A 12,647-nucleotide genomic window follows, 5' to 3' on the forward strand; every position below is an offset into this window, starting at 1 on the left:
CTCGCGTGGCTCGCTCATGGCATCGACCAGGCCTGGGTATCATGCGAGCAGTGTGCCCTGGTCCAAGGCGCTGTCAGGAGCCTCGAGTCCCATATCGCGCCCGGCTCCAGGGACGTCGCCGCTCATGTCGGGCTCGTTGCCGAACAGGTACGCACGAGCGCCGGCCTTGTCCACGGCGTACTCACGCGCCAGCAAGTCTGCCACATAGGCTTTCTTGGCATGGGGCCAGGTGCGGTAGTGACGGTAGAACGCCTCCTTGTGACAGATGAACAGCTGGCGAACGTCAAGCACGGTCAGTTCGGCCAGGAGCATGTTGACCAAGTCCCTGTCGGGGGTATCCGTCGCACGCAGCAGGTAAAAATAGCTCGGGTGCTCCAGGCCGATCCTGGGCCTTGCGCCTCTCGTCTCGGCCCAGCGAACCATGGCGGCGAGGCCTTCGTACTCCTTGGGCAGGGTGTCGGCATGTCGGGCGGCAAGGCGGCGCATATCGGCGCGCGACAGGTTGGCAAGCTCCAGCCCCTCGTTGGCCAGGGCGCCGGCGATGATGAAGTCCATCTTCTGGCGCAGGATCGCCACTTCCTCGGCCCCGTGGCGCTTGACGATGGGTTCGGCGAGCCGGTTGTCCCTGAGAAATTTCGCGACTTGCTTGCGGTCGCCGAGGCTGAGGGTGGCGCTGATGGGCAGTCTTGCCTCCGGCTTGCTGGTGCTGGCGATCAGGGCCGGATGCTGTACGTCCTGGAACAGGTAGATGCCGCCGAAATGCGCCGTCCAGAAATTCTTCTGCTCGAACACCGCATGCTGCAGGCGCACCGGGTTGCGCGTGATGTCGCCGGTGAGCTTGGCCGTTTCCACCATCTCGCCGATCAGGGCATCGTCGAACCAGGCGTCTTCCTCGCCGAGGAAGCGCTCGATCAGCGTCTCCAGACGATCCGCGTGGGCAATGGTGCCGATGGTCGTATCGGCTTCGACGACGATACGCCGGATGTCAAACAGGTGTTCCGGGGACGAAGCCGTGAGCACCGAGTTCTCCAGTTCACCGGCCACGGCGTCCGTGGCCGTGAGGGCGAAGAGCTGTTGCTCGTTGGCATCGATGAAGCGGCGCAGAATGTCGCGGCTGGTAGAGAACTCCGCATTGAGCAGAGGGCAGCGTTTCTGCTCGGTCGAGAGCAGGATGAACTGTCGGTTCACGCCGCCGTGATTCAGGTAGTAATGATCGTCGAGCTCATCGCCGATCTCCGGGGAGTATCCGGAAATGTCGATATGGAACTCGGCCAGCTCGGTGGACATGCCCGTCAGGTGATGCAGGGCGCGGTTGTAACGCTCGACCAGGGCCGGCGAGTCGACGGCAAAGAGATTACCGAACATCAAGCCCTTCTCGATCAGGCGTTTCATGCCGTGCGCTCCTCCAGGTAGCGGCGCTTGGCCTCCTCCTGGCGTCCGAGGTCGCGCACCATGGCGTCGATCGCCGCCTCGTCCGACTTGCCGGCATAGCGGAACTCGCTGTCGGCATAGCGGTTGATCTCCTGGAGCACCATCTCCGTGGTGATGGGAACTCTCAGTTCGGCGATCATCGAGGCTTTGGTGTCGTAATCCTTGAACAGGAACAGTTCGGGGTTCTCCATCCACTCGTCCGGCAGTTCGAAATCCATCGAGCGTACTTTCACCGCATCGGTGATGTTCTTGATCGCGCGACCGGTGAAGCGCTCATCGGTTTCCTGGATCGCCTTCAGGTAGGTGCCGAGCTTGGCAATGGTGTCGAGCTCGCCGATTCGGGAATGCACGCGGTCGAACACCGCCAGCAGGGCGTCCTCCTGGGGGCGATTGTGGGATTCGAAGGAGCGCGCCACGGCTTTCCTGATTTCCTGGGCGGCATACAGATCGTGCTCGCCCAGGGCAATCTGGTGATTGCTGCCCAGCAGAAGATGCAGGACGTCGATATAGTCCTCCCGCGTCTGGGGCCCGTCGACCAGGAAGCGGGCGCCGGAGCGCTGTCGCAGTGCATCGTCGACGTTTTCGGGGTAGTTGGAGAACATGCCGAAGGTACAGTTGCCGCGAACCAGGGTATTGGCGCCGGCGAAGGCGTCCATGAGCACGGCGGTGACCTCCTGCTGGCCGGCAGACGATTGGCGGTCGCCGCGCTTGCCTGCGATCTGGTCGATGTCGTCCACGGTGCCGAAGCCGATCACGCCGGGGTCCATCACGGTGTCGATGAAGGCCCTGGCGTTCTGCCCCGACTTGCCCTGGTAGCTGTCGATGTTGTCGATGCCGAAGTTCTGGTAGCGAAAGGGGTAGCCTGCCACCTGGCAATAGTCGTGCAGCAGCCCCGCCATCATCTGGATCAGGGTGGTCTTGCCCGTTCCCGGCTTGCCGTCGCCCATGAAGGTGAAGATGAACCCGCCCATTTCGGCGAAGGGGTTCAGGCGCCGGTCGAAGTCATAGGCCATCAGCATCTTGGCCAGGCGCAGGGACTGGTACTTGGCGATGTGGTTGCCGACCACCTCGTGGGGTTTCTTGAACGCCATGACGAGAGAGGTGGACCTCGCCTTGGTCGCTGGCTCGAAACCGCGCAGGGTCAGGTCGTCGGCCTCGACGCGCCACACGGCATCGGTGAAGGGTGCCAGCCGCGGCGCGTTCTGGGCTCGCAGGGCGACCTTCTCCATGGTCTGCTCGGCAAAGGCGGAAAGAGTGGCCACCAGCCTGGCATCGTCATCGGCATAGGCGGCCAGCTTCTGGTCCAGCTCCCACAGCAACCCATGCAGCGCAAGCTGGGCGTTGTCGGTCAGCACCTCCTCGACCTCGCCGATCTCGACCTGGACTTCGCTGGCATGTGGTGCCAGCAGAAAGGCGGTAGCGTTGGCGAAGACATGCAGCACGGCCAAGGCCTCGGCAGCCAGCAGCTGCGTGAACTCGGCCTTGCGGGCGGCATCCAGGGTGCCGGCCAGGTTGGCGCGCTTCAGCTCGGCCAGGCCCGAGGAGGTGGAGTAGCTTTCGCCGACGGCCAGGCCGATGGCCAGCGCCCGGCGCAACTGATGCAGCGCGGTGGCTTGCTGAGGAGACATCAGCGGGTCGTCATCGACCGCCGCCTCGATCCGGGCACGCAGGTGAACGCCCTCGGGGCGGGCCGTGGAGCGAGTCACCAGCCCCGGCGTGGTGGAGCGGAAGCGGCGTGTACGGGCGATTCCCGGTGAGCGTTCCGGCTCCGCTGCCTCGGCCTGTGGCTTGGCGAGACGCGGCGTATGGTCGATCCCTTCCAGCATGGCCGTGGCGGCGCTGTAGTGCTTGCGGATCTCCTCTTCTCGAAGCTCCATCTGATCGCTGGTAAAGCTCATGGCATCCTCACTTCGGGGCGATCCTGCCCCCATGACGTAAACCGGCCTGCTCCGTCTTCACGCAAGCCTCAATAGCTCAATACCTGCCCACTGGGGCTGACCACGAACTTGCGCACGTCGGAGAAGCCGGGCGGTGCGAGTTCGGCCAGCGCCTGAAAGGGGCGCTGCGGCAGGATGATCGCTCGTTCGGTGCGGGTGGCGCCGGTGTCGGCGCCGCGCCCGCCGAAGGGGTCGAGGGCGAAGACCTCGCGCTCCACCTTGTTGAACCAGCCGACTCGCTCGGCGAGGACGTCTTCGCTCTCCAGTGCCTCCATGGTCCAGGCCAGCACCCAATCCTGCCCCTCGCCGCCGCCGGCTTCTTCCAGCACGCGGCGCAATGGACCGGACTGCTCGGTATAGGCCGAGGAGTACATGGGCCCGATGTGGAAGCGCAGCAGGCGCTTGGGGTGCAGGTGATGAAAGTCCTCGTCGAAGCCGCGGGCAATGGTCAGCAGCTTGAGGCCGGCCAGGGACTGGGCCATCAGGTGCTCCTGCACGTCCAGCCAGCGGATGAGATCCTGGGGCAGGGCGGTCTTGTCGCTGTCCTCGACTTCGGCCAGGTAGATCACCGGCAGGTTGATCTGGCTGTCGTAGGCGGCCCAGTGGAGCATGAACCGGCGCCGGCCCGTGTCGGTATTGCCGAGCCATTCGCACTCGGGGTGGTTCTGCGCCCAGAACAATTCGCCCTTGATCAGTTCTTCGTAATAGAGCCGCTGAGACAGGACATGCTGCAGCCGGGTCGGTGTCTTGCGCTCGCTGAGAATGGCGCGAACCATCTGCTCCTTGAGCTGGCTGGCGGAGGGCAGGTGGGACAGGTGCTTCTGGGCTTGCTGGGCATCGTTCGCCATATGCAGCAGCTCCAGCGCCAGCGGAAAACCGCTGTCGCTCCTGTCCACCGTCAGGCTGCTGGACAGGCGTGCATTGCCCTCCTGCCCGGCCAGCAGGTACTTCATGCTCAGCGCCTGGAAGCTGTAGTTGAGCTGTGTCAGGTAGCGAGTCAGTACCTTCACCTCGACCTTGCCGAGCTGCCCCTCCGAATGCATGGTGGCGGCGGTCCGTCTCAGGTGCTGGAGGATATGCTTGAACTTGCGGAAGTAGCGCCGCGAGGAAAAGGGATCTGTCAGGTCGCCATGCTCCAGACTGGGATCCGTCATCGATGTCTCTCTCCGGTTGCAGCGGGCTGCTCTGACGACCCGGACGTCCATGAAGCACAACCACCGGTGAGGGGCTTCACCAGTGGTTGGAGGTACTGTCGTCTGCGGGGGCTCGGTGTGAAACGTAGGTGTTGATCAGTTGCCGTACAGGTTCTTGTCGTGCTTCTCGACGATGGCGGCGAAGCGCCGGGCAAAACGCTCGTCCGCCTTCGCCTTCTTCTCGAGTACGTCGCGGGCGAACACCATGTGGCCTTCATGGGCCTCGAGCATGTCGGACATGCGTTGGTTCGTCGCGGTGCCGATCGCCGCCATGGCAGTCTGCGCCTCCTTGTCGGTTTCGACGCCGATTTCGTTGATGCGGTGGGCGACTTCCTGCTGCTGGGCCGTCTTCAGCGACTTGGTCAGTGCGTCGTAGAGCACTACGCGCTGCTGTGTGTCGGTCTGCAGCTTGTTGATCAGGACCATCTGGGTCGCCGCCTGATTCTGCAGGCTGTCGACCCAGGTCTTGCCCTTCTCGACATAGCGTTCCAGGGTCTGGGACTTGGCGATCTTGACCTGCTCCTCCTGGACCATGGCGTTGTACTTCTCGTTGACCTCGGCGAGCTCGGTTTCCAGCTTGGCTCTGCCGGCGGCGTCCTGCTCGACCGCAATCCGGTTCTCGAGCTCGACGATTCGAGGGTCCAACGCCATGATGTCGGCGCGTACGGCTTCCAGTTCATGTACCGTCGACTCCCTGTCATCCAGGGTCGCCGCCAGGTTCTGCTGCACTTTCTCGCGCTGTTCCTGAAGCGCTTCGAGCTGCTCCTGCAACAGTTTGACGATCACGTCGGACTTCGAGATCAGGTCCTGCAGCTTGTCATCGATATTGGCGGAGCGAATGCGCTCCTGACGCAGCGACTCCGATTTTCCCTTGCTGAAAATGCTGACGAAACTCTCCCAGCCGGTCTTGCCGCGCATCTCGTCGAAATCTTTCGAGAAGGCGGCCGTGGTGTCATCGAGGCCCATGATGAGCTCGGCGATGTTGGCGTTCATCAACTCGGCATGAGCCTGAACGTCATCGAGGGTCGCGTTCTCGATGTCGATGCTGGCATCCTCGCCCGCCTCGATCTTGTTGCGTGCCGACTCCATGCGGGAGGTAACGGCAGCGGTCCTGGCCTGCGCGTCCTTGACCTTCGCTTCGGATTCCTGAATCAGCTTGTCGAACTGCGAGGAACTCATGCATTCCCTTCCTTTAAAGACGATGGGCGGTCACCGGGGAGCGGCTTATTTATTGTGCTTTTCGATTCGGTGTCAAATCGTAAAGCTGGCGCGGGAATGCCGCTTTTTTGCCGGATCTCCGTGCCGAGCGAAGCCGCTCAATGCCGATAGTTGCCTGGGAAGAGCGGTATGTAACGAAATTTGGCCTCGCGGTCGTGTCACGGAAATGCGCCTCGATCGAGCCTGATGTTCTCAGGTCGGTTTTGCTTACACGCCTGTAGCGAATGTCTTACAGATTCGTGCGTGTTTTGCGTACATGAAAAGCAGACATGTCTCACATGCCGGAGCGGATTGAAGACGGTCAGGACTCAACGCGTCGCGGATCGTTGGCGCCGATCACGACTGTGGTGGCCATGGCCAAGACGCAAGCACCTCGGCTTACGGCTTCCATCGGCACGCCCGGCTCCCGTATGAAGCTTCCCGGAGGCCTGCCCCGCGTGGCGACCAACGAGAACTCAACGTTGATACCCGGGCGGTATCCATGGCATAAGCTAAAAGGTAAGGGTGAGCAGGAGCTCACCCGGCCGGGCGATCCCTCCGGCATGACGCAGCGGTGCCGGACGAGATGGTTGCGCCCTGAAACGAGATCGCCTGACGCAGAGAGATGCCCATGTCCTACTTCACCATCGCTGGGGTACAGATGCAGGCCCTGCATCACGGTGACAACACCGAGGCCATGCGCCACCGGGTCGATGTGCTGATGAGCCGCTTCCCACAGGTGCAGATGGTCCTGTTCAGCGAGCTGATGCCGTTGGGTGCCTCACCACACCATGCCCACCCGCTGCCGAGCCACGTGGAACAATTCTTCTGCCAGCTGGCCGAGCAGTACCGTATCTGGCTGATCCCCGGCTCGATGTTCGAGCAAACCGAGCACGGTATCTACAACACCCTGTCGGTGATCGACCCCCACGGCCAGGTAGTGGCGCGCTACCGCAAGATGTTTCCCTTCCGGCCCTACGAGGCGGGTGTGGAGAGCGGCAGCGAGTTCGTTCTCTTCGACGTTCCCAACGTCGGCCGTTTCGGCGTGTCGATCTGCTATGACATGTGGTTTCCCGAGACCACCCGGACCCTCGCCGCCATGGGCGCCGAGGTGATCCTCCACCCGACCATGACCGATACCATCGACCGCGACATCGAACTCTCCATTGCCCGTACCAACGCCGCGGTCAACCAGTGTTACTTCTTCGATATCAATGGTGCTGGCGCCATCGGCAATGGCCGCTCCATCGTCGTGGGGCCCTCGGGTGACGTCATCCACCAGGCCGGATCCGGCGAAGAGATCATGCCCATCGAGGTGGATTTCAGCCGCGTGAGGCGCGAGCGCGAGACCGGCCTGCGCGGCCTGGGCCAACCGCTCAAGAGCTTCCGCGATCGCCAGGTGGATTTCTCCGTCTACCGCTTCGAGCAGGGGCCCACGCCGTTTCTTGCCAGCCTGGGGGCGCTGGCCAAGCCGCAGCGCACCGATATCGAGGAGTACTGACCGCCACCCACCCCGTCTGCCATCGATGGAGCGAACACAATGAACAAGATCAAGAACATTGCCGATGTGCGTCGCCACTTTCGCAACAACAAGGAGCCTGTCTACTTCATCTCAGCCACCAACTTCAATCTGCTGGGCATCGGCGATTGGGTGGGTGGCTTCCGCCACATCAACTACATCGACTGTTTCGATGGTCAGCAGCGCAACGTCTTCGTACCCAAGGAGAAGTTCCCGCGCGATTTCGAGAGCATCGAGGACATCAACAACTACCTGCTGGAGCACAAGGAGGTGATCGACTTCATCGGTTCACGCGCCGATGGGGAGAGTGCCGGTGTGGCGGCGTTCCTGATGTTCGACGAGCACACCGAGGAAATCTGCAAACAGCTCGGATTGCGGGTCGCCTTCCCTCCGGCGGCGCTGCGCAGCCGGATGGACAACAAGATCGAGACGGTGCGTATCGGCAACAAGGCCGGAGTACCCAGCGTGCCCAACGTGCTGGCCAAGGTCGGCAGCTACCGGGAACTGCTCGAGGTGAGTCGTGAGCTGGGCGACGACCTGGTGGTGCAGACCGCCTACGGCGATTCCGGCCACACCACCTTCTTCATCGCCAGCGAGGACGACTACTACAAGCATGCCGAGGAGATCGAGGCCGAACCCGAGGTCAAGATCATGAAGCGCATCAACTGCCGCGGCTCGGCGATCGAGGCCTGTGCCACCCGCTGCGGTACCGTGGTGGGTCCCTTGATGACCGAACTGGTGGGCTTCAAGTCGCTGACCCCCTACAAGGGCGGCTGGTGCGGCAACGAGATGTTCGCCGGCGCCTTCAGCCAGGAGGTCCGCGACAAGGCGCGCGAGTACACCTTCAAGTTCGGCGAGGCGTTGCGCGAGGAGGGCTATCGCGGCTACTTCGAGCTCGACTTCCTGATCGACATGGACAACGGAGAGGTCTACCTGGGCGAGCTCAACCCGCGTGTCACCGGCGCCAGTTCGCTGACCAACGTGGCGGCCTTCGCCCACTCCGACATCCCGCTGTTCCTCTTCCACCTGCTGGAGTTCTCCGAGGTCGACTTCGAGCTGGACATCGAGGAGATCAACGAGCGCTGGTCGCATCCGGACAGCGTCGACAGCTGGAGCCAACTGGTGATCAAGCACACCGACGAGAGCGTCGACCTGCTGACCCAGGCGCCGCGCACCGGGGTCTGGAGGATGGCCGAGGATGGCAAGGTCGGCTACGACCACTACAGCTACCATCCCCATGCCGCCGAGAACGAGCACGAAGCCTTCTTCCTGCGCATCAGCGGGGCGGGAGACTTCCGCTACGAAGGTGCCGACCTGGGTATCCTGATCACCCGCGGACGCCTGATGGACGATGACTTCCAGCTTACCGAACGGGCCCGTGCCTGGATCGAGGGCATTCGTGGCGAATACGCCGGCCAGCCGCTGCAGGACCCGGCAGTGGAGGAGGTTGCCGTGACCCACGCCATCGGCGGCGGCAACTTCAAGATATTGTGAACGTCGAGGTCGAAGGGCATCACGAGGCGCGGCAGGTGGAAATGGAGAAATCGCTGGTGTTCCGTACCCTGCACGAGGAGGTGCCGGGACCCAAGTGGCAGTCGCTCTTCGACTACCACTGGCCGGCCTACGAGGCCTGGTACCTGGCCGAGGGCGAACGTGAGCGACCGGCCTACCTGAGCTGCTACAACGCCCTGCGCCAGCACATGCCGGAACTGCTGGAGACCTACCGTGCGCTCTGCGAGCTGGCCGGCGGCGGCGACCTGGCGGCGCGCTTCCTCAGCCTCTACCAGCCGCCTCCCTATATCACCGGCTGCTCCCAGGCGGTATTGGCTCGGCACGGCTCCAGCGTGCTGGCGCGCAACTACGACTACCCGCCGGAGCTGTGCGAGGGCACCGTGCTGCATACCCGCTGGAACGGGCGCGGCGTGATCGCCATGACCGATTGCCTGTGGGGAGTGCTGGACGGCATGAACGACCGCGGGCTTGCCGTTTCGCTGGCCTTTGGCGGGCGCAAGGCGGTGGGCGAGGGCTTCGGCGCTCCCATCATCCTGCGCTACCTGCTGGAGTTCTGCGACAGCGTTCCCGAGGCGGCCGAGGTGCTGGCGCGGGTGCCCACTCACATGGCCTACAACATCACCCTGACCGATGCCGCCGGACGCTACGTCACAGCGATGATCGGACCCGATCGTCGTGCCAGCATCCGCCGGGTGCCGGTGGCCACCAATCACCAGAAGAAGATCGAGTGGTATGCCCATGCACTGGCCTCGGAGACCCTGATCCGAGAGCGCCAGCTGTCGATCCTGGTGGACGACCCGGCCACCACCGAGGAACGCCTGCTCGAAGCCTTTGCCGCGCCACCGCTGTTTCGGCGCGACTACAGGCGCGGACTCGGCACCATCTACACCGCGGCCTACTGGCCGGGAACGGGTCAGGTGAGCTATCGCTGGCCGGGCGAGACGCTCGACTTGACCTTCGACCGCTTCCAGGAGAGAGAGCTGCAAGTTCGTTACGGCCACAGGTAGCCGGCACAGGCGGCCGTGTGCCGTCACCGGCAGAAAGATAATGAACAACGATGGAAGGGTGTCGCCATGCAAGAGAGCAGCCAAACCGAAACGCCCTACACGGCGCTGGGTTTCTACCACAAGATATCCCAGCTGCGTGCCGATACTTGGAATGCACTCAAGCGCGACCTGGGTCAACTGGTGCGGCTCGGTGACGAGAGCCGGGCGCGCAACCTGATCAAGGCGATCGACGTCAAGCTGACGCGGCTCGAGATCATCGAGGACTACCACGCTTTCCCTTCAAAGGAGGACTTCCGCCATCTCTGGACGCTGTTCGACCGCGAGGAGTACATGCTGCTCGAGAAGGTGGTCAAGCGACTGGTGCGGGCGCTGATCAGCGAATCCTATCGGCGTCGTCACGTGGACCTCTCCGAGACCGATGCCGACGCCGAGGATCTCGAGACCCTCGACGCCCTGGCCCAGCTCCGGCGCGGGCATCCCGCTTCCAACAGTTCGGCGCAGCCCTACTTCGAGCTGCTGATCGTCGACAACCTCTCGCCCCAGGAGGAGGAAGTCGTCCGCGAGGCGTTCCGCAACATGCGCCGTCCCGAGGATCGCTTCGTCTACGACGTGGTCACGGTACGCAGCTTCGAGGACGCGCTGATCGCGGTGCTGGTCAACCCCAACATCCAGGCCTGCCTGATTCGCTACGAGTTTCCCTACAAGTCGAAGTACAACCTGAGCGCCCTGCGCAACTACCTCGAAGGGCTGTCGGAGAAGGAGCTGGAACACCAGACCGAGGCCGAGCGCAGCATCCTGCTGAGCACGATGATCCACGAGCTGCGCCCCGAGATCGACCAGTTCCTGGTCACGAGCGGCGACGTCGAGGCCACGGCGAGCCGCGACATCCGCTACTTCAACCGCATCTTCTATCGCGAAACCGACTATATCGAGCAGCACCACACCATCCTGCGTGCCATCGACAGCCGCTATCGCACGCCGTTCTTCGATGCCCTGCGCGAGTACAGCCGCAAGCCCACTGGGGTCTTCCATGCCATGCCCATCTCGCGCGGCAAGTCGGTGACCCGCTCGCACTGGGCGGGGCACATGATCGACTTCTACGGCATCAACATCTTCCTTGCCGAGACCTCGGCCACTTCCGGTGGGCTCGACTCCCTGCTGCAGCCCTACGGGCCGATCAAGAAGGCCCAGGAGTACGCGGCCCGGGCCTTCGGCGCGCGCCAGAGCTTCTTCGTCACCAACGGCACCTCGACCGCCAACAAGATCGTGGTTCAGGCGCTGGTCAAGCCACGCGACATCGTGTTGATCGACCGCGACTGCCACAAGTCGCACCACTACGGCATGGTGTTGGCCGGTGCCCATGTCAGCTATCTCGACTCCTACCCGCTCAACGACTACTCGATGTACGGCGCGGTGCCGTTGCACGAGATCAAGAAGACCCTGCTCGAGTACAAGCGTGCCGGCGAACTCGACCGGGTCAAGATGCTGCTGCTGACCAACTGTACCTTCGACGGCGTGGTCTACAACGTGCGCCGGGTGATGGAGGAGTGCCTGGCGATCAAGCCCGACCTGGTGTTCCTGTGGGACGAGGCGTGGTTTGCCTTCGCCACCTTCAACCCCACCTATCGGCCGCGCACGGCCATGCATGCTGCGCGTACGCTGCGCGACCGCTATCGCAGCGAGGCCTACCGCGAGGAGTACGCGGCGTGGAAGGAGGAGTTCGACAAGCTCGACCCCGACGACGACGCCACCTGGCTCGAACGGCGGCTGATGCCCGACCCCGAGGCGGTGCGCATCCGCGCCTACGCCACCCACTCCACCCACAAGACCCTGACCTCGCTGCGCCAGGGCTCGATGATCCACGTTTACGACCAGGACTTCCGCCAGCGCGTGGAGGCCCCGTTCCACGAGGCCTACATGACGCATACCTCCACCTCACCCAACTACCAGATCCTCGCTTCGCTCGACGTGGGTCGCATGCAGGCGGAGATGGAGGGCTTCGAGCTGGTTCACGCCCAGGTGGAGACGGCGCTGTCGCTGCGTGAGCAGCTCTATACCCATCCGCTGCTGCAGAAGTATTTCCGTGTGCTCAAGAACAGCGACATGGTGCCCGCCGAATATCGCGAGTCGGGAGTCGAGTCATACTACGACCCGGTCACCGGCTGGAACCAGATGGAGGAGGCCTGGGCGCGGGACGAGTTCGTGGTCGACCCCACCCGGGTGACCATTGCCATCGGCAATACCGGGGTGGACGGCGATGCCTTCAAGAACGAGTACCTGATGAACAAGTACGGTATTCAGATCAACAAGACCTCGCGTAACACGGTGCTGTTCATGACCAATATCGGCACGACTCGCGGCTCCATCGCCTACCTGCTCGACGTGCTGATCAAGCTGGCCAAGGAGTTCGAGTACCGCTGGGAGGAGAGCAGCCGTCCCGAGCGCAAGATCATCGAGCGCCGGGTGCACTCGCTGACACAGGAACTGCCGCCACTGCCCGATTTCAGCCGCTTCCACGATGCCTTCCGCCAGTGCAGCGAGACGCCCCAGGGCGACATCCGCCGCGCCTATTTCCTGAGCTATGACGAGGAGAACACCGAGTACTTGCGCTTCGACAATGGCGAACTCCAGGTCGAGATGCGCGGCGGTCGCGACGTGGTCTCGGCGAGCTTCGTGATTCCCTATCCGCCGGGCTTCCCGGTGCTGGTGCCGGGGCAGGTGATCAGCGAGGAGATCCTGGTCTTCCTGCAGGCGCTGGATGTCACCGAGATCCACGGCTACCGGCCGGAGCTCGGCCTGCTGGTATTCACCGAGGAGGCATTGGCCGCCCCGCCGGAGACCTGAGCACCGC

General features: G+C 63.3%; 8 protein-coding genes. 4 read left to right on the forward strand and 4 right to left on the reverse strand.

Annotated elements, in window-relative coordinates; translation table 11 throughout:
• Window positions 1-39: 39 nt before the first annotated feature.
• The 4 genes from ACRWQA_RS05020 to ACRWQA_RS05035 all read right to left on the reverse strand — a co-directional run bounded on the left by ACRWQA_RS05020 (window position 40) and on the right by ACRWQA_RS05035 (window position 5,740).
• The gene (locus ACRWQA_RS05020) at window positions 40-1,392 is read right to left on the reverse strand and encodes a DUF6638 family protein (protein WP_434231636.1); all 1,353 of its coding nucleotides are present in this window, start codon (window positions 1,390-1,392) and stop codon (window positions 40-42) included.
• Window positions 1,389-3,329: an AAA family ATPase gene (locus ACRWQA_RS05025; RefSeq protein WP_434231634.1), complete on the reverse strand. Its 1,941-nt coding sequence runs from the start codon at window positions 3,327-3,329 to the stop codon at window positions 1,389-1,391. Before ACRWQA_RS05025 ends, ACRWQA_RS05020 begins: the two co-directional genes overlap by 4 nt.
• 68 nt (window positions 3,330-3,397) lie before the next feature.
• Window positions 3,398-4,522: a hypothetical protein gene (locus tag ACRWQA_RS05030; protein ID WP_434231631.1), complete on the reverse strand. Its 1,125-nt coding sequence runs from the start codon at window positions 4,520-4,522 to the stop codon at window positions 3,398-3,400.
• Window positions 4,523-4,657: 135 nt separating this feature from the next.
• Window positions 4,658-5,740: a coiled-coil domain-containing protein gene (locus ACRWQA_RS05035; protein ID WP_263580879.1), complete on the reverse strand. Its 1,083-nt coding sequence runs from the start codon at window positions 5,738-5,740 to the stop codon at window positions 4,658-4,660.
• A 649-nt stretch (window positions 5,741-6,389) separates the two neighbouring features.
• Between ACRWQA_RS05035 and ACRWQA_RS05040 the strand changes: the two genes are divergently transcribed.
• The 4 genes from ACRWQA_RS05040 (at window position 6,390) to ACRWQA_RS05055 (ending at window position 12,640) form a co-directional block, all read left to right on the forward strand.
• Window positions 6,390-7,259, forward strand: coding sequence for a carbon-nitrogen hydrolase family protein (locus ACRWQA_RS05040; RefSeq protein WP_263580878.1), 870 nt, complete (start codon window positions 6,390-6,392; stop codon window positions 7,257-7,259).
• A 39-nt stretch (window positions 7,260-7,298) separates the two neighbouring features.
• Window positions 7,299-8,771, forward strand: a complete 1,473-nt coding sequence (locus ACRWQA_RS05045; RefSeq protein ID WP_434231628.1) for a biotin carboxylase — start codon at window positions 7,299-7,301, stop codon at window positions 8,769-8,771.
• Window positions 8,768-9,796 carry a C45 family autoproteolytic acyltransferase/hydrolase gene (locus ACRWQA_RS05050; RefSeq protein WP_434231625.1) on the forward strand — a complete coding sequence of 343 codons (1,029 nt, stop codon included), beginning with the start codon at window positions 8,768-8,770 and terminating at the stop codon, window positions 9,794-9,796. The genes ACRWQA_RS05045 and ACRWQA_RS05050 overlap by 4 nt, the downstream gene beginning before the upstream one ends.
• A gap of 66 nt (window positions 9,797-9,862) precedes the next feature.
• Window positions 9,863-12,640 carry an aminotransferase class I/II-fold pyridoxal phosphate-dependent enzyme gene (locus ACRWQA_RS05055; protein WP_434231622.1) on the forward strand — a complete coding sequence of 926 codons (2,778 nt, stop codon included), beginning with the start codon at window positions 9,863-9,865 and terminating at the stop codon, window positions 12,638-12,640.
• Window positions 12,641-12,647: the final 7 nt, after the last annotated feature.

The sequence above is a fragment of the Billgrantia sp. C5P2 genome (assembly GCF_051062895.2).